17 protein-coding genes are annotated in these 19,864 nt (G+C 37.3%); 6 read left to right on the top strand and 11 right to left on the bottom strand.

Annotated features, from left to right (window positions below):
* The first annotated feature begins 11 nt into the window (after positions 1 to 11).
* On the top strand, positions 12 to 626 hold the full coding sequence (locus tag CS937_RS14120) for a DUF3298 and DUF4163 domain-containing protein (protein ID WP_099159120.1): 615 nt from the start codon (positions 12 to 14) through the stop codon (positions 624 to 626).
* 237 nt (positions 627 to 863) lie between these two features.
* Here CS937_RS14120 and CS937_RS14115 read toward each other — a convergent pair whose 3' ends face one another.
* Positions 864 to 2,273 carry a SpoVR family protein gene (locus CS937_RS14115; RefSeq protein WP_281251910.1) on the bottom strand — a complete coding sequence of 470 codons (1,410 nt, stop codon included), beginning with the start codon at positions 2,271 to 2,273 and terminating at the stop codon, positions 864 to 866.
* A 194-nt stretch (positions 2,274 to 2,467) separates the two neighbouring features.
* On the opposite strand from CS937_RS14115, the gene ymzB reads away from it, so the two are divergent.
* Entirely contained in the window at positions 2,468 to 2,821 is a 354-nt protein-coding gene (gene ymzB / locus CS937_RS14110) for a protein YmzB (protein WP_099159118.1), read from the top strand.
* A gap of 167 nt (positions 2,822 to 2,988) precedes the next feature.
* On the opposite strand, the gene CS937_RS14105 is transcribed toward ymzB, so the two are convergent.
* The gene (locus CS937_RS14105; protein WP_099159117.1) at positions 2,989 to 4,008 is read right to left on the bottom strand and encodes a sensor histidine kinase; all 1,020 of its coding nucleotides are present in this window, start codon (positions 4,006 to 4,008) and stop codon (positions 2,989 to 2,991) included.
* The gene (locus CS937_RS14100; RefSeq protein WP_099159116.1) at positions 4,005 to 4,676 is read right to left on the bottom strand and encodes a response regulator transcription factor; all 672 of its coding nucleotides are present in this window, start codon (positions 4,674 to 4,676) and stop codon (positions 4,005 to 4,007) included. The genes CS937_RS14105 and CS937_RS14100 overlap by 4 nt, the downstream gene beginning before the upstream one ends.
* Before the next feature lie 195 nt (positions 4,677 to 4,871).
* Between CS937_RS14100 and CS937_RS14095 the strand changes: the two genes are divergently transcribed.
* Positions 4,872 to 5,639, top strand: coding sequence for an ABC transporter ATP-binding protein (locus CS937_RS14095; protein ID WP_099159115.1), 768 nt, complete (start codon positions 4,872 to 4,874; stop codon positions 5,637 to 5,639).
* Positions 5,626 to 7,545, top strand: coding sequence for an ABC transporter permease (locus tag CS937_RS14090; RefSeq protein WP_099159114.1), 1,920 nt, complete (start codon positions 5,626 to 5,628; stop codon positions 7,543 to 7,545). Before CS937_RS14095 ends, CS937_RS14090 begins: the two co-directional genes overlap by 14 nt.
* A gap of 130 nt (positions 7,546 to 7,675) precedes the next feature.
* Here CS937_RS14090 and yhbH read toward each other — a convergent pair whose 3' ends face one another.
* Together yhbH and CS937_RS14080 are read right to left on the bottom strand one after the other, a co-directional pair.
* Complete coding sequence (yhbH, locus tag CS937_RS14085) at positions 7,676 to 8,845, bottom strand: sporulation protein YhbH (RefSeq protein WP_099159113.1); 1,170 nt, start codon at positions 8,843 to 8,845, stop codon at positions 7,676 to 7,678.
* 421 nt (positions 8,846 to 9,266) lie between these two features.
* Positions 9,267 to 11,162, bottom strand: coding sequence for a PrkA family serine protein kinase (locus tag CS937_RS14080; RefSeq protein WP_099159112.1), 1,896 nt, complete (start codon positions 11,160 to 11,162; stop codon positions 9,267 to 9,269).
* Positions 11,163 to 11,322: 160 nt separating this feature from the next.
* Here CS937_RS14080 and CS937_RS14075 point away from each other — a divergent pair, with 160 nt between their 5' ends.
* Positions 11,323 to 11,565 (top strand): hypothetical protein, encoded by a 243-nt coding sequence (locus CS937_RS14075; RefSeq protein ID WP_099159111.1) that lies wholly within the window; start codon positions 11,323 to 11,325, stop codon positions 11,563 to 11,565.
* Here CS937_RS14075 and CS937_RS14070 read toward each other — a convergent pair.
* Complete coding sequence (locus CS937_RS14070) at positions 11,520 to 11,807, bottom strand: phospholipase (RefSeq protein ID WP_099159110.1); 288 nt, start codon at positions 11,805 to 11,807, stop codon at positions 11,520 to 11,522. The two genes, CS937_RS14075 and CS937_RS14070, sit on opposite strands and share 46 nt — an antisense overlap.
* Positions 11,808 to 11,975: 168 nt before the next feature.
* Here CS937_RS14070 and CS937_RS14065 point away from each other — a divergent pair, with 168 nt between their 5' ends.
* Positions 11,976 to 12,389 (top strand): YuzC family spore coat inner layer protein, encoded by a 414-nt coding sequence (locus tag CS937_RS14065; protein WP_099159109.1) that lies wholly within the window; start codon positions 11,976 to 11,978, stop codon positions 12,387 to 12,389.
* 400 nt (positions 12,390 to 12,789) lie between these two features.
* Here the strand turns inward: CS937_RS14065 and CS937_RS14060 are convergent, their stop codons facing one another.
* The 5 genes from CS937_RS14060 to CS937_RS14040 form a co-directional block, all read right to left on the bottom strand.
* On the bottom strand, positions 12,790 to 14,394 hold the full coding sequence (locus CS937_RS14060; RefSeq protein WP_099159108.1) for a long-chain-fatty-acid--CoA ligase: 1,605 nt from the start codon (positions 14,392 to 14,394) through the stop codon (positions 12,790 to 12,792).
* 78 nt (positions 14,395 to 14,472) lie between these two features.
* Positions 14,473 to 15,447 (bottom strand): quinone oxidoreductase family protein, encoded by a 975-nt coding sequence (locus CS937_RS14055; RefSeq protein ID WP_099159107.1) that lies wholly within the window; start codon positions 15,445 to 15,447, stop codon positions 14,473 to 14,475.
* Between the two features lie 753 nt (positions 15,448 to 16,200).
* A complete protein-coding gene (locus CS937_RS14050; protein WP_099159106.1) occupies positions 16,201 to 17,520 on the bottom strand; it encodes a YjiH family protein in 1,320 nt (439 codons plus the stop codon).
* A 150-nt stretch (positions 17,521 to 17,670) separates the two neighbouring features.
* Positions 17,671 to 18,252, bottom strand: coding sequence for a helix-turn-helix domain-containing protein (locus CS937_RS14045; RefSeq protein WP_099160071.1), 582 nt, complete (start codon positions 18,250 to 18,252; stop codon positions 17,671 to 17,673).
* Between the two features lie 249 nt (positions 18,253 to 18,501).
* Positions 18,502 to 19,407, bottom strand: a complete 906-nt coding sequence (locus CS937_RS14040; RefSeq protein ID WP_099159105.1) for a hydroxymethylglutaryl-CoA lyase — start codon at positions 19,405 to 19,407, stop codon at positions 18,502 to 18,504.
* Positions 19,408 to 19,864: the final 457 nt, after the last annotated feature.

The following is a 19,864-nucleotide window of genomic DNA, read 5'->3' as shown; positions in this document are numbered from 1 at the left end:
GAGTGATATTTATGTTTCAACAACCTGCAATAATACAAACACGTACCTATATTGACACCGAACGAAATATTCATATTTATTATCCAGTAGTAACTGGATTAAGTAATACGGATGCACAGCATTCCATCAATCAAACAATAATAGAAAAGCTGAATCAATTGCTTGTAGAGTGGAATTTTTATGAGCCATCATTGGTAGAACTGCAGAGTTGGTTCGAGGTAAAAACAAATCAACGAGGAGTACTAAGTTTGGCACTGTATGTATATTCATTTACAGGTGGAGCTCATGGTATGACGGTCATTAATACGCTTACCTTTGATATAACAACCGGTAAAAAGTATACATTAAATGAGCTTTTCAAAGCTGATTCTGACTATGAAAATGTATTGCTTGATCGGATTAAAACACAGGTAAAGGAAAGAGATATTCCTGTCATTAATGAACCGATAACCTTTCCTGACAGTGAGAATTTTTATATTGCGGACAAAAGCTTGGTACTCTATTATCAGCTTTATGACTTAGCTCCATACGTATATGGCATTCCCTATTTTCCAATAAGCGTATATTCGATTGAGAACATTATCAATGAGGAAGGTCCACTTGGTAAAATGATGGGATCATTTTAGCGGGACAGGGGGTCAGTCCCCGCGTCCCAATTGTCTGGGACAAGAAACCTGACCCCCTGTCCCGAGGGAAACGTAGGATAAACAAGATACCTTTGAGCAATGCATGAAGTGAAAAGAAATATATCTATGACTGCTTTCACTGAAAATCGCACCAAACAAATGGCCATTAAAATGAACCCTATCGTTTTTTTAGATAGGGTTCTTGGGTGGGACAGAGGGACTGTCCCCCTGTCCCAGCTAAATAAACCGTCGATTAACCTTATTTCCGTCAAATGAATAAAGAATTTTTTTGTCCTCTACATATGTTTCGATGTACACGGTCCGTCCCCACAATTGATAAATATATGGAAGGACATGCTCTAGATAGTTGAGATCAAGTTCTGTTCCTTCATAGCCATGGAGTAAATAAAGCTCTCCATTACGCAAATAATCGCCATTTTCAACGGTTATATAGGGAAAACCGCCATTAACTCTCATGGAAACAAGCTGATCCCGAACATTTTCATATTCCTTATCGGTTATTTTGTAATCTCTACCTTGCTTTTCAAATAAATACATATCTTCCCGTTGAACTAAATCTTTTGTTAAATAGTTTCTGATGAATGAAATGTCCGACTCAATTTCGCGTACTTCAAATATTTTTTCCCTACCGGAATTAGGTTCTACGCCCAGTTCTCTCATTTGTTCAGTCGGATTATTATATCGCTCCTCAATGTCTTCATAAATTTTTAATCCAAGGTAGTAAGGATTGATATTCTGTTTGGATGGCTGCACAACCCCAGCGTTCAAGGAGGCAAATTCAACCGTTTCATCTGATGTTAAATCCATTTCCCTCAAAATACGTTGATGCCAGTAAGAAGCCCAACCTTCGTTCATAATTTTCGTCTCAAGCTGTGGCCAGAAATACTGCATTTCTTCACGCATCATCGTTAGAATATCACGTTGCCAGTTCTCAAGCTCACGACTATATTCTTCAATAAAAAGCAAAAGATCCTTTTCAGGTCTAGGTGGGAACTTCTGTCTTTTTTTCGATTTTTGCTGTTTCTTTTCCGTTCTATCATCTAAGCTCCATAAATCATCATAAGGTGACTTCACTACTGGCTTTACATCCTCTTTTTCGTCCTCTGTTTCATATGGCGTTAATTTAGGTCTAACAATGGATGGATCGATATGCTCTTGGATAGATAAAATAGCGTCTAAAAAGCGTTCTACTTCATCTTTTCCATGAATCATTTCATAACTCGCAATTCGTTCAGCTGTTGCTGTCATACTTTCAACCATATCTCTTCTTGTATTGGAAAAACGCACATTATTTTTGAAAAAATCACAATGGGCAAGGACATGGGCAATAATTAATTTATTTTGAATGAGGCTATTCGTATCAAGTAAAAAAGCGTAACAAGGGTTAGAATTGATAACAAGTTCGTATATTTGGCTTAAACCAAGATCATAATGCATCTTCATTTTATGAAATTGCTTTCCAAAACTCCAGTGACTAAAGCGCGTTGGCATGCCGTACGCACCGAATGTATAAATAATATCAGCAGGACAAATTTCATATCGCATTGGATAGAAATCAAGACCAAATCCAGACGCAATTTCAGTAATTTCATCTATCGCACGATTAAGCGCCTTTGTTTCCGTCAATATAATCCCTCCAAGTGTACTTTTTATATTGTATGTAGTAGAGATGGATTTTTGAACATGGATTTTGGATATGAACCTGTCACTACTCGAATTTTGTCGAATGGACGAATACAATTTTTCCCACTGGTTCAGACAGCAAATCATTGAATGTTTCCTTTAAATCATGGAAAGTATAAACGGTAGGAGGAATGATCATGGACCAACATTTCTTATCCATAGAAGAGTTACATGCGTTATTGAATCAATGGAATGGGCAAAAAATTAAAGTTACGAAACTGGAGCTTGACGATGTAGATGAAACATTAATGGAGCTACAAAATATATCGTATTCAAAAAATACGAGACGAATTGATGATTATGTACCAATGCATGCATTACAATTGAACGGTACTGGGCGCATTCAAACTGATGCGGCCAACCTTCAACCACAGGATCTTCCATTATCATTATACGAGATCCCGCTAGAGGATAGTTCACTATATGAATTTGACGGATCGAAGTTTTTATTAAGCACTGCCCGTGGAGTTTATAAGATTGAGCGTGCTTGATAAGATGGTAACTATACATGACTACAAACCATTATGAAGGCACCCCCATTTAGGAGTGCCTTCATAATAGATATTGACCAAACTTCACATTTATTCAATCGAGTTTATAGTATATCATGCTGTATCTTCATCATTCACACCATAATTCAAAAGCTAAAGGCATCACACTAGGTTAACTGATAGTAATTTCGTATTTTGGGAAAGTGAATGACAACCTTTGTCCAATTACCTTCATCCGATTCAATGCTAATATCATGCCCCAACTTATTAGCTAGTTGTTTAGCAAGATATAGTCCCATTCCTGTCGATTTAGCGTGGACTCTTCCAATTGATCCAGTGAACCCTCTTTCAAATACACGATGTATATCCTCTGGTTTAATCCCAACTCCAGTGTCTTGAATGACTAACCTTTTCTCTTTGCTGTCTTCGTCAAATACTATAGAGATGTTACCACCATCATCCGTATATTTTAAAGCATTTGCAATTAGCTGATCAGTGACAAATCCTAACCATTTACTGTCACTGTGAACAAACTTCTGTTCCTCGTCCATGTTAAACTGAATACCTTTGTTAATAAATAGCTTTGCATATTTTTTTACACTGTTTTTAATAATTTGGTTTACGTTTATTTCGGTAATAAAGTAGTCTTTGGAAAATGAATCAATCCGTGAATAGTAAAGTGCCTGTTCTACATAATTATCAATTTTGTTAAGTTCATCCTCTAATTTATCAACTAGCAAATCCATTGACTTACCGTCGCTATTTTCCATGAGTAGGCGGCTTGCAGCTATAGGCAGCTTTACTTCATGAATCCAGGACATGATAAATTCCTGTTGGTCTCGCTTTTCACTATATAACAGTTGTAATTGGTTGTTGTTGTCTTTGATTATCTTTTTTAAAAGATTAAGAAATAACCTTTGTTCATAATTCTGCGGTTCTGGCATCATAGCAACTATTTCTTCGTTTCCACTTTCAATCATCTCACTTAAATCCAAGTAAAATTTCCTTCGATAAAAATAACCGATTGTAATATAAATGACCGCAAATAGAAAGCAACTTACATTGATATAAATGATATTATTTACATTTCCGTCACTTACGAACATGATTAACGATACAAATACCATGATGATAATATAAAAGACGATAAAGAAACGTTTATCTTTACTATATTCTAATAAACTCATTGGATTATATAACCCTCACCTTTCTTGGTAGTGATGACGTTTTCCTTACCAAGTTCAGCAAGCTTTTTACGCAGACGTGCTATGTTAACAGTTAATGTATTATCGTCTACAAAACTTTCATCCTTCCAAAGATTACGCATCATTTTTGTTCGATTTACGACGGTTCCTTTTTGCTTTAAAAGTAATTTCAGAATGATAAACTCCGTTTTAGTTAGTTCTACTTTATGATCACCATAACTTAAATCCCAATCCTTCAAATTCAGTATAATTCCCTCATGCTCCAGGACGCTTGATTCTGTATCTGTATAGGAATAAGACCTACGCAAAAGGGCATTAATTTTGGCCAATAGCACATCCGTGTCGAATGGTTTTTGAATGAAGTCATCGCCACCCATGTTCATTGCCATAACCATATCCATCGGTGTATTACGGGAGGATAAGAATATAATAGGTACATTTGATACTTCCCGAATTCGCTGACACCAGTGAAAACCATTGAATAAGGGAAGGTTTATATCTAACACTAAAAGTTGGGGCTTTTCATGTAAAAATTCGTGCAATACGTTATCAAATGCTTCTAGCTTTATAACATCAAAATCCCATTTTTGAATTGTTTCTCCCAACATTTCCCGTATTGTTGGCTCGTCTTCTATAATCATAATCTTCATATCGTTAACCCCCAAGAGGAAATTATATAATTAGCATTTGACTAATGTGAACAATCATCCTTATTTTAGCTTATTACACGATACATTTCACTGGACTTACAAAATTGTAAGGTTGGTCATTATTACTGTAAGGTTGAATAACGGTAACCTCGTATAGAATAGAACTTGCAAGAGATAAAAGGAGGAATGAATAAATTGAAAACAATTGTCGAAACAAATAATGTTAAAAAGATATATGGTTCAAAAGGAAATGTATTTACTGCGTTAGAAGACATTGATTTAACTGTTCAAGAAGGAGAATTCGTTGGTATCATGGGGCCATCTGGTGCTGGTAAATCAACATTACTAAATGTTTTGGCGACAATTGATGAACCGACATCAGGTGATATTTCAATTGACGGGACCAGCATCATTAAGATGAATGAAGATCAATTAGCAGCCTTTCGTCGTGATAAACTTGGGTTTATCTTTCAAGACTATAATTTATTAGATACATTAACGGTTAAGGAAAATATTGTACTTCCACTAGCATTAGCAAAAATGAACGTAAAGGAATTGGAGCAACGTGTTGATGTGGTGGCAGATAAATTTGGAATTCGTCCTATATTAGAAAAGTACCCCTATCAAATTTCGGGTGGACAAAAACAACGTACAGCCGCTTCTCGCGCAATCGTAGCGAAACCAAGCTTAATACTCGCGGATGAACCAACGGGTGCATTAGATTCCAAGTCTGCTACAGATCTGTTGGAAAGCTTAAAAACCTTAAGTGAACAAGACAAAGCAACGATTCTTATGGTAACCCATGATGCCTATGCAGCAAGTTATTGCCAGCGAATAATTTTTATTAATGATGGAAAGCTTTTTACAGAGCTTGCAAAAGGGAAGGAAACTCGTAAAGAATACTTTAACAAAGTATTAGATGTATTGTCTGCACTCGGGGGTGGGGCAAATGACGTTATTTAGTTTAGCAAAGAAAAATATGATCGGAAATTTCAGTAGTTATTTGGTCTATTTTATTTCTTTAGTTTTCAGCATCGTTATTTACTTTACGTTTGTGTCGTTACAGTACAGTAAAAAAATTCAAGACAGCATTGCATTATCAGATATAATGAGTTTTATGTTTATGGCTTCCTCTATCATATTAATTTTGTTTGTAGCAATCTTTATTTTATATTCGAATTCATTCTTTACACGAAAAAGAAAAAGAGAAGTCGGATTATACTCGATGCTTGGCTTGCAAAAAAAAACAATTGGTATAATGTTATTTTATGAAAATTTAATAATGGGATTACTTTCGTTAGTAATTGGTATCCTTCTTGGAACATTACTATCAAAATTGTTTTCCATGATATTGATAAAACTAATGGGGTCAACTGCGGAAATTGACTTTAGTATCTCCATCGGAGCAATTATCCAAACGGTTATCGTATTTATGATAATTATCCTATTTACATCCATTCAAGGGTATCGTTTGATTTATCGTTTTAAATTAATTGAATTATTCCATGCGGAGAAAAAAGGAGAACAAGTGCCAACAACTTCACTTGTTTCAACTATTATTGGAGTTATTTTGCTTACGCTTAGCTACTTTCTTATATTAAGACCGTTTCCAGATGATTTAAACGGGTCATATATAATGAAAAACTATGGACTTGCTTTAGTCACGCTTGTCATAGGAACAAGTTTGTTTTTCCGTTCTGTTACCGTCTATTTATTAAAGTTATCGCAAAAGAATAAGTCGCGTTATTATAGAGGTACCAATTTAATTGAAACATCACAATTGTTGTATCGCATTAAAGGCAATGCTCGTACATTTACGATAATTGCATTATTAAGTGCAGCAACTATAAGTTTTTTCGGTGCGACATACAGTGGATACTATGGTAACGAAAAGAGCTCTACAGAGGATGTTCCGTTCAGCTATGCCCATCTATCAAAAGGTCAAGAATTTGATACAAAGATAGAGAATATTATTAATGGTGACAAAGAGCATCCGATAACAGCACAACTTGATATCCCGATTATTGAAGTTAAGGGTAAGCTTTCATTCGATCTAGGCTATGAAATTAACCCTATTAAATTGATCTCTGTAAGTTCATTTAATCAAGCCACTAAAGCACTAGATAGGGAAGAAACAATAAAACTTTCACGTAATCAAGCAGCGGTTATAAAGCCCAGGTTAACTGAATTTACTGAGACTGATTTTAAAGGAAAAAATATTACATTGGATCAGACAAATCAGAAACTAACATTTACAACGATGGTTAACGGAAGTGTTTTACCTTTTGATTTCCCTGATTTCTATGTCGTGGTTAGTGATGACATGTTTACAAAATTGTCCAAGCAACTAACACCATTAACGTATAAAGTCTATGAAGTGGAAAATGAGAAAACAACCGAAGCAACCTCTTTGAAGGTATCAAGGCTTATTGACGGAGATTTCCAAGTACATTCATCATTCTATACAGAATATAAAGAAGGGAAAGAAGGTAACGCACTAAATCTCTTTATATTTGGATTTTTAGGGCTGGTGTTTTTAGCTGCAACAGGTAGTATTATTTATTTTAAACAGTTAACAGAAGCAAGTGAAAACAAATCTAATTATGAGATTCTACGCAAAGTTGGCGTCAGTAAAAAAGCTCTACGTAAATCCGTTAATAAACAGACATTTTTTGTGTTCGGATTGCCTTTAACAGTGGGATTAATACACAGCAGTATTATTTTACATTTTATTACTAACTTCCTGTCAAACCTAATAGGGGCTAGTATTATTGTGCCTATACTCACTGCCATGGGGGCATTTGTCATTATCTATATTGTCTATTATGTATTGACCGTTAATACGTATCATAAAATAGTGAATAAATAAAAATGAACATCCCCTCAAAAATGATAAGGGGATGTTTTTTATATTGATGATCTTCAACCATATTATAATTAATTAACCCAACTAACATTTTATTGAGCGACATCGACTGTTGCACCTGCCTAGCATAAATTCAAACAGTAGCTTCTTCCTTCTGAAAAAAGCTCTTCATGGCATGGTACACATCACTCTTATCTTTTAAAATATAATGGCGAAATTTTGGATTATCAATTGTTTTAAAAGCGCTCATTAATGTCGAATGGCGATTATATGCATTAACCTCTCCATAGCCAAACATGTTGGACACATCCATAATTTCATCGACCAGCTTGAGACATTTTTGGTTATCTGATGTTAAGTTATCACCGTCTGAAAAATGAAATGGGTAAATATTATACCGAATTGGATTGTACTTTTCATCGATAAGATCTAATGCCTTGTGGTATGCTGATGAACAAATTGTTCCACCGCTTTCACCTTTTGAAAAAAAGTCTTCTTCTGAAACAACTTTTGCCTCTGTATGATGGGCAACAAATTCAATTTCAACTGTTTCATATTTTGAACGCAAAAACTTTGTCATCCAGAAAAAGAAGCTTCTTGCCATATACTTCTCAAACCTACCCATTGATCCACTCGTATCCATAAGTGCCAAAACAACTGCCTTTGACTCTGGTTTTATCACTTCATTCCATGTTTTAAAACGTAGATCATCATTGGAGAATGGGGTAATTCCAGGTCTTCCTTCTGTAGCATTTCGTTTAATTGCCGTTAAAATCGTCCGCTTTTTATCAATGTTACCCATCAATCCTTTTTTGCGAATATCATTGAATTCAATTTTCTCCGTTTTAATTTCGGCTTGTTCTTTTTGTTGAAGATTGGGTAACTCAAGCTCTTTGAACAGGACTCCCTCTATTTCAGCTAATGATACTTCTGCCTCATAATAATCCTGTCCTGGCTGATCTCCAGCTTCATGTCCTTTTCCAGCCCCATCTTTTCCTTTACCTGACTCGCTTGGAGCTCGGGCAACGACATCCCCTACTTGACTATCGCCATTACCTTGACCTACATGCTTTGATTTATCATAATTGTAACGAATTTTGTATTCATCAAGAGAACGAATCGGAATTTTAATAACATCGCGGCCATTAGACATAATTATATTTTCTTCACTGATCAAATCAGGCAGGTTATTCTTAATAGCTTCCTTGACTTTTTCAGAATGTCGCTGTTGATCTTGATATCCTTTACGATGGAGGGACCAATTTTCCTGAGAAACAACGAAACTTTCTTTCTTTTCATTCATACCTTCCCCTCCTTATTAGACGCCAGAGGTCGGACTAGTAAAAATTCACAAATCAGCCGTTTCCCTTGCTTTATTCCCTCCGGCTTTTATACTATTTTAAAATCGTTAAAATACCTATAAAATTTGATGCTTTCTTTATCATATGCAATCATGATAAAACAAGTTAGTACAACATACTAAATTGGGTAAAAAACTCGATATCAGCTTCATCTTTCTAGGGAACAGATGTCGGAGTTCGATCTTCCGCTGATGTTTCTGCTCTTTCGCCGATGCTCCTGCTCTCTCGCCGATGTTTCCGCTCTCCCGTCGATATTCCTGCTCTCCCGCCGATGCTCACACTATCTCGGTAGCTATTTTTTCTATTAAAAAATAACAAGACTAACGAAGTAATTAGTCCTGTTATTTTTGGATAACTATAAACTTATCGATTGAGCAGGCTTCCTACATAACGCAATAATTCATTTGCTGAAATAGAGTTATAGCCATATTCGTCTATTAATCTGGCTATTACTTCATTAACCTTCTTAAGCTGTGATTCATCAGGTGTTTTTGATGAAGTTGTAATTTTAACAACATCTTTTAAATCGGCGAACAATTTCTTTTGAATGGCTTCTCGTAAACGTTCATGTGAACTATAGTCAAAGCGCTTCCCTTTTCGTGCATAAGCAGAGATACGAATAAGAATTTCCTCTCTGAATGCCTTCTTAGCATTTTCCGAGATGCCAATTTGTTCTTCAATTGAACGCATTAGTTTTTCATCTGGATTCAATTCTTCTCCAGTGAGCGGATCTCGTAATTTATTTTTATTACAAAATGCCTCCACATTATCAAGGTAGTTATTCATTAACGTTTTTGCTGATTCTTCATAGGAATAGACGAATGCCTTCTGAACTTCTTTCTTAGCAATTTCATCATATTCTCTTCTTGCAACAGCGATATAGTTCATATATTTATCACGGTCTTCTTGTGAAATCGAAGGATGCTGATCTAGACCTTCTTTTAATGAACGCAGTACATCAAGCGCATTAATCGCTGGAACTTCCTTACGAATTATAGTTGAAGATATTCTGTTGATCACATAACGCGGATCAATACCATTCATTCCTTCTGTTGGGAATTCACTTCTTAATTCATCAACGTCAACTTGATTAAATCCTTCCACACTTTCTCCATCATACAAACGCATTTTTTTAAGGTTATCTACACCTTGTTTCTTAGAATCTTCAAGTCTTGTTAAGATAGAAAAAATTGCGGCAACCCGCAATGCATGTGGAGCAATGTGGACATGCGCCATATCACTTTCGTTAATCATTTTTTGATAAATACGTTCTTCCTGACTAACGCGTAAATTATACGGGATCGGCATGACAATAATGCGTGAATGAAGTGCTTCATTCTTTTTATTAGAGATAAATGAACGATACTCTGCTTCGTTCGTGTGTGCAACGATAAGTTCATCAGCACTAATAAGCGCAAACCTACCCGCTTTAAAGTTACCTTCCTGCGTTAATGATAAGAGGTGCCAGAGAAACTTCTCATCACATTTCAACATTTCCTGAAATTCCATCATCCCACGGTTTGCCTTGTTCAATTCACCATCGAAGCGGTATGCACGTGGATCCGATTCAGAACCATATTCAGCAATTGTTGAAAAATCAATACTTCCAGTTAAATCAGCAATATCTTGTGATTTGGGATCGGAGGGACTAAATGTTCCAACACCAACACGTTTGTCTTCTGAAAAAAATATACGTTCGATTTTAACATCTTCAATTCGTCCATCATATTCCTTCTCAAGCCGCATAGTATTCAGTGGGGACAGGCTACCCTCGATACGAATACCATATTCCTTGTAAAAATCTTCACGAAGATGCTGTGGTATAAGGTGAAGTGGGTCTTCGTGCATTGGACAGCCTTTAATGGCATATACCGCACCCGCATCAGTTCTGGAAAACCTTTCAAGGCCACGCTTCAGCATTGTCACAATAGTCGATTTCCCACCACTAACAGGGCCCATCAACAATAAAATTCGTTTACGTACATCAAGTCGTTTTGCTGCGGGATGAAAGTATTCTTCGACAAGCTTTTCAATTGCATCCTCAAGCCCAAAAATCTCCTCACCGAAAAAATCGTACATTCTTTTACCATCTCTTTCGGTTATTCCGGAGCTTTTTATCATATTATAAACGCGTGAATGAGCTGTTTGGGCAACTTCAGGCCGCTTTCTTACTATTTCCAAATACTCCCCGAACGTTCCTTCCCACATAAGCTGCTTTTCTTCTTCTCGGTGACTCCTCACCTTGTCTAGTATACTCATTGAATTCCCTCCATCTAGGGCGCGGTTTATATAGCTTATGCAGGTGAGGGCCTTATAATGATGACTACTTTTTGCTAGTTTTATGGTGGCCGGGCTTTATTTGTGAAAAAGTGAGAATTATGTATAATAAGAGTCAAATAAAAGTAGGAGAGTGATAGCAATGGCAAAATCCAATGCCCAAAAAAAGAGAGAAAAGCTGGTACGTGAGGGAAGAAGGAATCCACAAAATGGAAGAAGCTCATTTTCACAACTTGATTTACGAACACGAAGGACCAAAACGAAAAAAGACTATTTGTATCGAACAAAACATAAGAATCGTGATTCCAAACAATGGGAAAACGATTCTTTTTTATTTGCCTATCTTCTAAAACCACACGTGAAAAATGATTGGAATTTCATATAATTGTATAAAGTTCTTGCGTGTCTGCCTTTTTGCGTATATGGATCGATTTCCCTGCGGAGACGGTGCATAAATTCACGGTCACACATACAGCTAGGACCGAATCTGCGATAACATTCGTCATGTGCCTTACAAGCCGCGTCGACTTCATTAACCGGAGCACCTGGACCGCTGCAACCCGGACCACAATATTTATAACCTGGAAAAATGCAAAATCCTAACCCTCTGCTTCTTCGTTGTGGCATAACTATACCCCCCTTGTAGATCGTCGTACTTTACGTTATTCAAAAATACACGATCATGTATATACAAATACCTATGGAGGTCTAATTAAAATTAGAGGGCGTATATCACATTAATAACTTCAAGACATATAGTAACTATTATGAATTTAAACGTAGGAGGGTCATTATATGCATTACCCTGTGCAGCCTAACCCATATTACTATGCGTCCTATCGTCAGCCCTTTTATCTGCCACCACCATGTATCCATCACCAATCACGACCATTCATTCCATATGTTCGCCCAGATTTTCCAGAGGTTAATCCATCTTTTTTTCACGAATCAGCTGGTGCATTTAGAAAATTATTGAATGAAGCAGCTATTATTTTGAATAAACTTGCCGATTCTGAACAATTTGCCTACAAAGTAATGGATGCAGCTCAAAAGAATGAATTGGACAAAGTTGAGAAACTTATTGAATCCACGGGGATTCAAGGGGATATTGACGTTAGTTATAATCCCGATGGAATTAACTTGAAAATGGGTTCTGAAATTGAAAATACAGAATGCTGTAAATTAGAAATGGCAATTAGGTGGCGATAAATTGTAACACAAAAAGAACCTAAAAAGGGGGGCATTCCATAAAAGGACAGACCCCCTATAATTCTAGATAAGAACGTAAATAACCACCGCAATGCTACTATTCCTATTAATTAATAGAGCCTATAAAAGAATGGGACATCATGAATGTATATACTTGCTCTCGAACTGTCTCATTATTTTCAAACAGGTCCTGATCAAGCTGCCTTACAATCACAAATACTTGATTAAATACCTCTTCAAGTAAGGAAACCATCAACATTTGCTTTAACGTCGCTTCATCTTCAGCATCGATAATTTTCCTTGTTCAGAGCACCACAGACCCCAATGCATAGAAGAGGTGGAAATTGTTAGTATGTCCATGTTAAATAGCTGCCATAGGAAACATATCCACCGTAGCTATTTATTTCATACTTTCTTCTCTAATTGCCCTTCGGAGAATTTTTCCTACATTTGTTTTTGGTAGCTCATCTCTGAACTCAACAATACGTGGTACTTTATACGCTGCCATATTTTCACGGCAATACGCAATTAATTCCTCCTCATCACAATGTGTTCCATCTTTTAACACAATAACCGCTTTAACCGTCTCTCCCCGATAGGGATCAGGAACTCCGACCACGACAGCTTCTTGAACGGCTGGATACTCGTAAATGATCTCCTCCACATCACGCGGATAAATATTATAACCACTCGCAATTATTAAATCTTTTTTGCGATCAATGATAAATACATAACCATCCTCATCCATATAGGCAATGTCACCGGTATATAGCCAGCCATCACGGAGAGTATGTGCTGTTTCTTCAGGCATGTTCCAATAACCTTTCATTACCTGTGGACCCCTTATCACAATCTCACCCGCTTCTCCTGCGGGTAGCTCATTCGTTCCAGTTTCCAAATCAACAATTTTATATTCAGTGGAAGGAATGCCAATACCAATACTTCCTGGCTTCCTTGTTGCAAAAAATGGATTACAATGTGTAACTGGTGCACTTTCCGAAAGTCCATAGCCCTCTAAAATCATTGCTCCAGTTTTCTTCTCAAACGACCGAAGTAATTCACCAGGCATCGGTGCACTGCCACTATTACAGATGCGAATACTATCAATCCCATATTCCTCTGCTTTCGGATGGCTTGTTAAAGCTACATACATCGTTGGAACGCCTGGGAATGAGGTAGGCTTTAGGTCCTTTATTGTTTGCAAAACCCCATCCAAATCAAACTTTGGTAACATAATACTTAGCGACCCGGTATAAATAGACAGGTTCATGCATGATGTCATACCGAACACATGAAAGAGTGGGATCACTGTTAAATAACGATCTTTCCCAGGCTGAATTTCATCTTTAAAGTACTCATATACTTGCATGGTATTGGTTCGTACATTACGATGTGTAAGCATAACCCCTTTAGAGCGACCAGTAGTCCCACCGGTATATTGCAATACAGCAATATCTTCTGCAGAATTAATGTCAACTGGCCTTGGTAGTCCACCGGCTTGTTGAAGGTAATCAATAAACCCTATCGCCAGGCTATCTTCCGTATTACGACCGTCTAAATTTACTTTAATTATGCGTTTAACCGAGGTTTGATCAATAATTTGATTCAATACAGGAAGCAGCGATTCATAAATAACAATCGTTTCGGCACCTGAATCCGTTAAAATATGTGTAAGCTCTTTGCCGACAAGCATTGGATTCACCTGCGTAACTATCCCACCAGCCTGCAACGTTCCGTAATAACTGATAACGTATTGCGGACAGTTGGGAAGCATAATTGCCACTCGGTCACCCTTAATTAGACCATCTTGTTGCAGAGAAGAGGCGAAAGCAGCGGTCTGCGTACCAAGCTCGTTATAACTTATCTCTTTACCATAAAAATAAAGTGCTTTATTCTCCCCATAATTTGCAATAGCTTTTTGTAGCATATCTGGGACTGAATCGTTGGGTATTTCCAGTTCCCTCTGTATATGTTCTGGGTAATGCTTTAACCATACTTTTTCCATTGCTCTTCCTCCCCCTTAATTGATAACGCTTACATTTATGTTGTGGGCATGCCCTAACGGAAAGTGTGCCCTATAAAACTATGGGAGCAACACGAGCTTTCCTTTTGTCTTCCTTCCCTGCAACAATGAATGGACATGTGAAGCATCATGTAACGGATATGTTCCACCTATTGTAAGCTCCAATTCCCCATGATTTACATACGTCAAAAGCTCGCCAAGACTACGCTTTAACAAGGCAGGCTTTCGCATAATTTGTGGTAGGAAAAACCCTACAACAGATTGATTACGCCTCATTAATGCAGAAGGGTGAAATTTTGTCTGTTCACCACTCGCCGCCCCGTAAATAACAAGTCGTCCAAATGGCGCTAAACACGTCACTGTTTTATGAAAAATTTCTCCACCAACCATTTCTAGTGCAACATCAACACCCTTTCCACCCGTCAATTCGCGAATCTGTTTCTCCCAGCCATCTTCGGTATAATTTACACCATGATCTGCTCCCATCTTTGTAGCAAAACCTAATTTTTCTGGCGTACTGGCAGTGGCAATCACCTTACCAGCATCAAATAGTTTCGCAAGCTGAACAGCCAACGAACCAACACCACCAGCTGCTGCATGGATTAGAACAGTCTCGCCTTTATCCAACCGTCCCATTGTTTTTAAAATGTGATATGCCGTTAACCCTTGCAATGGCAATGCAACAGCTTGTTCAAACGGAACACCATCTGGAACAGGAATCAACGCATTTACCGGGATAACCGCATACTCTGCATATCCACCCGACTCAATTAACGCCACAACCCGCATCCCTTTTTCTACACCTTCAACATTAGCACCAACCTCCGTTATAACGCCGGCCACCTCTGCACCAGGGGTAAATGGTAGGTTTGTCGGCACAACATATTGCCCCTCACGCCGTGCAGTATCGGCATAATTCACACCAATCGCTTTCACCTCGATTAATACTTCATTTTCACTAAATGATGGAATTTCAGTCTCAATAACCTCCAGTACATCAGGTCCACCGTATTGTTTAAATTGAACTGCTTTCATGGCTTCTATTACCTCCTATATTGGTTTTTCGATGATTACTTTCCCATCGATTAAACATGGAACAACAAGTTAAATATCTTTTCTACTAACAAACTCCACATCTATTTGACATCCATAGTTTGCTAGCCGATTCGCTAAGTACTTGTGCTGCTTGGTCAGATAAATTTCACCGCAATCCGTTTGACAATAGGTCCTAGCATTTAACAATTATCCAACACCACAAACTAACCAGACAGTATGTTCAGAATATTTTTATTTTATTATAAATCAATTAAAATATGAATGCAACAATTATAAATGAATAGCAAACAGATACTTAAAGAACGGCTAACCCAAGGTATGCGTTAACCGCTTTAGTCTTGTATAATCGAATACAAATTTTACCCAGGTTTAACCCAAGCATTCTTGGGATAGCCACGTTTCTCCCTATATCCCGTGTATTCCTATAAATCTCCCCTTTTCTTTAACTTACCTTCATTCTAGTGGGGAAATCTTTCATCACAATAAACAAAATCTTAAATAAGTCTTACAATTGCAGTAATAATTTCTGGACGGAATAACTGACAATAAGAAAATTGCTTAATTTGTTGGTTGGATCGTATTTGGGTGGATTCCGCTCGTATTTTTCAATTTTGGACCGTATTTCGATCGATTCCGCTCGTATTTTCTAAATTCGGATCGTATTTCGTACAAATCAGATTGTATTACCATAATTTAGGGTTTAATGCGGTTATCAAACGATCAAATAAATTTCTATAGGAGCAAATATGCAATTGGAGTCACAATTACGATTGTTAAAATCGTCCGCTCAATCCAGATCACGATCAATTTCGGGATACTGACTGGGATTTCGGTTGATAAAATACAAGGAATGACAGCTGAAAAGAAGAGGATTGCTGATACGGACAGTACCCCAATCACAAACTTCGTAACAAGTGATACTTCGACTACCAATAAGGCAGGTAAAAACATTTCGGCAATCTCAATTGCAGATGCTTTTGCTGCTAATAATGGTTCTGGTAATTGAACGAGCCAGGTGAATGGATAAAAAATGTACCCTATTATATCAAATACTGGTGTAAATTCTGCTAATACTAATCCCAATAACCCAACAGATAAGATGGAAGGAAGGATTGCGGCTGTCATAATGAGTCCATCTTTCAAGTTAACTACTATATTATTAAATAAGGAAAACGAATTTTCCGCAGCTTCCATTCCTTGTTGCCATGCAGCTTTTAAACGATTGTGCTTAATAACCGTTTCAGGAGATCCTTCCTCACTATAATAAGCTTCACTTATTTTGTTTAATGGCCAAATTCGAACGGTGACTCCCGTTACAATGAATGTGACGATCAACGTAACCCAAAAATAGGTATTCCATATTCCCATTAAACCTAATGTTTTTGCTACTACAATCATAAAGGTGGCCGATACCGTAGAGAATCCAGTTGCTATGATGGTTGCTTCTTTAATTGTATATTTACCTTCCTTAAACACTTTGTTCGTAATAAGTAATCCAATCGAATAGCTCCCAACAAACGATGCCACTGCATCTATCGCTGAACGACCAGGTGTCTTCCAAACCGGACGCATAATCGGTTGAAGCAGCACACCAATAAATTCTAAAAGTCCATAACCAACTAACAGCGCTAAAAATACTGCTCCGATAGGCACCAATACCCCAACAGAGATTACTAGTTTATCAAAGAGAAACGGACCCATACCGGGATCAAATAACCATCTTGGGCCGAAGTCAAATACTAGCATGAATGCAACTAGCACACCAATCACTTTAAAAACTGATAATACAACATTAACTCTATCTCTATTCCATGATTTATTCAGAAATGGATATGCTGCTCCAAAGACAATAACGATTAATACATAATACGGCACTACATCGGGAAATGTCTGTTGGATAAATGTAACAATGTGATCCAGTGGAATAGATGACGTTCCATTGACAGTGATTGGGACAAAAAATGTAAAAATACCAATAAAACTGTAAACAAAAAATTTAATTACATTACCACCAAAAGTCTTCCTCTTTTCATCGCTAACAAGATTGTCCATCTTCAAACCTCCCTATATTTTTTCACCTTCCTACACTAAATATTTATTTAGACTCTTTGATTTACATTCACCATAGACTCAGGAAAACTAAAATAGACCAATAAAAAAACCACCTAATAAGGCAGTTTTATCGTCTTCCTATATATCACGCTAGACCCCACTATCAATAAAAACCGTCAGCACCTTAGCCCCGGCATTATCAACTGGAACAAATAGATGTGGTTTCGTCCCCTTAAAATAGGCTGTATCTCCTTTAACCATATGGTGTTTTTCATCATCATAAAGCAAATGGATGGATCCCTCTAAAATATAAATGAACTCATCCTGAGAATGGGTATAAGGTTCGTGTCGTAAATTCGTATCCTTCGGGGTAACATGAACAATTGTCGGCTCAATTCCAGAAAATCTGGACCTGTTCGCAAGTAATTCATAGGAGTAACCCATGTTATCATTTCCCATTTTGTTTCTATCTGATTTCGGAAGCAAGACAAGATCTGTTTCCGGGTGTCCATCTAATATCCAAGAAAGTGGGACATCCAACGCTTCACAAATTTTTGATAACGTTGCAACGGCAGAGGATGTCTGTCCATTTTCAATTTTTGATAAAAGGCTTTTTGAGATACCGCATTGATCAGCTACTTGCTGCTGTGTTTTTTTATTTCGTAAACGAACTTGTTTTATTTTAGTTCCAATGTTTTGTAGCTCTATTGGGACTCTCCCCTTTCCCTCCAATTGGATTTGGGTGCTTTTATAATAGAATAGCACATTAACCCAGTCAAGTGGGACATGGGAGTCGGTTCTCTTGTCCCAAATTATTCCGAGACATATGATCGATTCTCCTGACCCACTTTTACCTGCACTTCAGCGCTCCTAAGACAAGAATATTTTTTGTTACAATCTGCCTTTAGAAGTAAAAAAAGTCACTATTTTCAATATGGTGTGCACCCATACAAAAATAGTGACTGTTAGATATTTTGATTATCATTGCTGACTTACAGCATAGGCAAGTGATTTGCTAGGTAGTGGCTTCCCCAATTTGTTTTGGATAAAAAGTGCCGCTTCTTGAAGTTTCTTTTCATCTACCCCAGTTTTAATTCCCAGTCCATGCATGAGGTATAATACGTCATTTGTCGCCACATTTCCTGCCGCACCGGGAGCATATGGACAACCACCCAGCCCACCGATGGAGCTATCAAAGCGAGAGATACCGTACTGCATCGATGTCATGATATTAGCAATAGCCATTCCTCTTGTATTATGAAAATGCATGATAATCTTTTCTTTCGGATACCTTGCCAGCACTGCTTCAAGCAATTGTTCTACTTGCAAAGGGACCGCTGAACCGATTGTATCGCCAAGTGAGATATCGTCCACACCAAAATCGATTAATCGATCACAAACTTGAATAACTTGTTCTGGTGAAATTCTTCCCTCATATGGACAATCAAACACAGTAGAAACATAACCTGTTACATGCTTACCAGACTTTTTGGCTTCCTTAACAACTTCTTCTAGTACCGGATATGTCTCTGCAATCGTTTTATTTATGTTTTTCTTATTATGCGTTTCACTTGCAGACATGAATACGGAAGCCCCATCAATACCAGATTCAAGAGCAAGTTCCAGACCTTTCATATTTGGAACCAATGCAGAATACCTGACATCCGGATTGCGTTTAATTTTCTTTCCAAGCTCATGTGCATCTGACAATGCAGGTATCCATTTAGGATTGACAAACGATGAAAACTCAATTTCCTTTACGCCGGAATCAGATAACATATTGATCCAGTTAACTTTATCTGGCGTCGCAACCAATTTCTTTTCATTTTGCAAACCATCCCGTGGTCCAACTTCCTTAATCTGAACAAACCCTGGCCAATGTCCCATGTTTCTCCCTCCTCTAATCGTTGAAAAGAGTTTTGAATACGCTTACATTATAAGTGACGACTCCTACATTTGTGTCTACAATTACCTATAAAATTCCTTCTCTACATATTATTCAATTAAGTTTATTTTTATTCAACATTGTTGAATACACTATATAATAAAAGTCAGTAAATTGTCAAATTTGTGTTGCTTTAATTATTTAGATGCAATAGTCGGCGATCTAAACATCTATTCCGTGTTGATTGCAGGTATTTCAACGCTAGCGTAATGATTTTGAATTTTTTGACGATAAAAACCAAGGCTGGGACATAAGTAAAATAATCTAATCTAAATACGAACAATGTATAATTTAGCGGAGGAAATATACGTAGACTCCAGTGGGAGGAAGGCATCGGTGAGACACCGAAGTGCGTTAGCACAAGGAGGCTCACCAGCCGCCCGCGGAAAGCGAAGTATA

This window comes from Virgibacillus ndiopensis (assembly GCF_900187325.1).
Lineage (GTDB): Bacteria > Bacillota > Bacilli > Bacillales > Amphibacillaceae > Virgibacillus_E > Virgibacillus_E ndiopensis.
Note: the sequence above shows the minus strand (reverse complement) of the source record. Positions and strands in the feature narration are given on the sequence as shown.

Excerpts from the sequence above, each read along its gene's own strand:
- CS937_RS14120 (WP_099159120.1), top strand. The coding sequence starts at position 12 with ATGTTTCAACAACCTGCAATAATACAAACACGTACCTATATTGACACC.
- ymzB (WP_099159118.1), top strand. The coding sequence starts at position 2,468 with ATGGACCAACATTTCTTATCCATAGAAGAGTTACATGCGTTATTGAAT.
- CS937_RS14105 (WP_099159117.1), bottom strand. The coding sequence starts at position 4,008 with ATGAGTTTATTAGAATATAGTAAAGATAAACGTTTCTTTATCGTCTTT.
- CS937_RS14100 (WP_099159116.1), bottom strand. The coding sequence starts at position 4,676 with ATGAAGATTATGATTATAGAAGACGAGCCAACAATACGGGAAATGTTG.
- CS937_RS14090 (WP_099159114.1), top strand. The coding sequence starts at position 5,626 with ATGACGTTATTTAGTTTAGCAAAGAAAAATATGATCGGAAATTTCAGT.
- yhbH (WP_099159113.1), bottom strand. The coding sequence starts at position 8,845 with ATGAATGAAAAGAAAGAAAGTTTCGTTGTTTCTCAGGAAAATTGGTCC.
- CS937_RS14080 (WP_099159112.1), bottom strand. The coding sequence starts at position 11,162 with ATGAGTATACTAGACAAGGTGAGGAGTCACCGAGAAGAAGAAAAGCAG.
- CS937_RS14075 (WP_099159111.1), top strand. The coding sequence starts at position 11,323 with ATGGCAAAATCCAATGCCCAAAAAAAGAGAGAAAAGCTGGTACGTGAG.
- CS937_RS14070 (WP_099159110.1), bottom strand. The coding sequence starts at position 11,807 with ATGCCACAACGAAGAAGCAGAGGGTTAGGATTTTGCATTTTTCCAGGT.
- CS937_RS14065 (WP_099159109.1), top strand. The coding sequence starts at position 11,976 with ATGCATTACCCTGTGCAGCCTAACCCATATTACTATGCGTCCTATCGT.
- CS937_RS14060 (WP_099159108.1), bottom strand. The coding sequence starts at position 14,394 with ATGGAAAAAGTATGGTTAAAGCATTACCCAGAACATATACAGAGGGAA.
- CS937_RS14055 (WP_099159107.1), bottom strand. The coding sequence starts at position 15,447 with ATGAAAGCAGTTCAATTTAAACAATACGGTGGACCTGATGTACTGGAG.
- CS937_RS14050 (WP_099159106.1), bottom strand. The coding sequence starts at position 17,520 with ATGGACAATCTTGTTAGCGATGAAAAGAGGAAGACTTTTGGTGGTAAT.
- CS937_RS14040 (WP_099159105.1), bottom strand. The coding sequence starts at position 19,407 with ATGGGACATTGGCCAGGGTTTGTTCAGATTAAGGAAGTTGGACCACGG.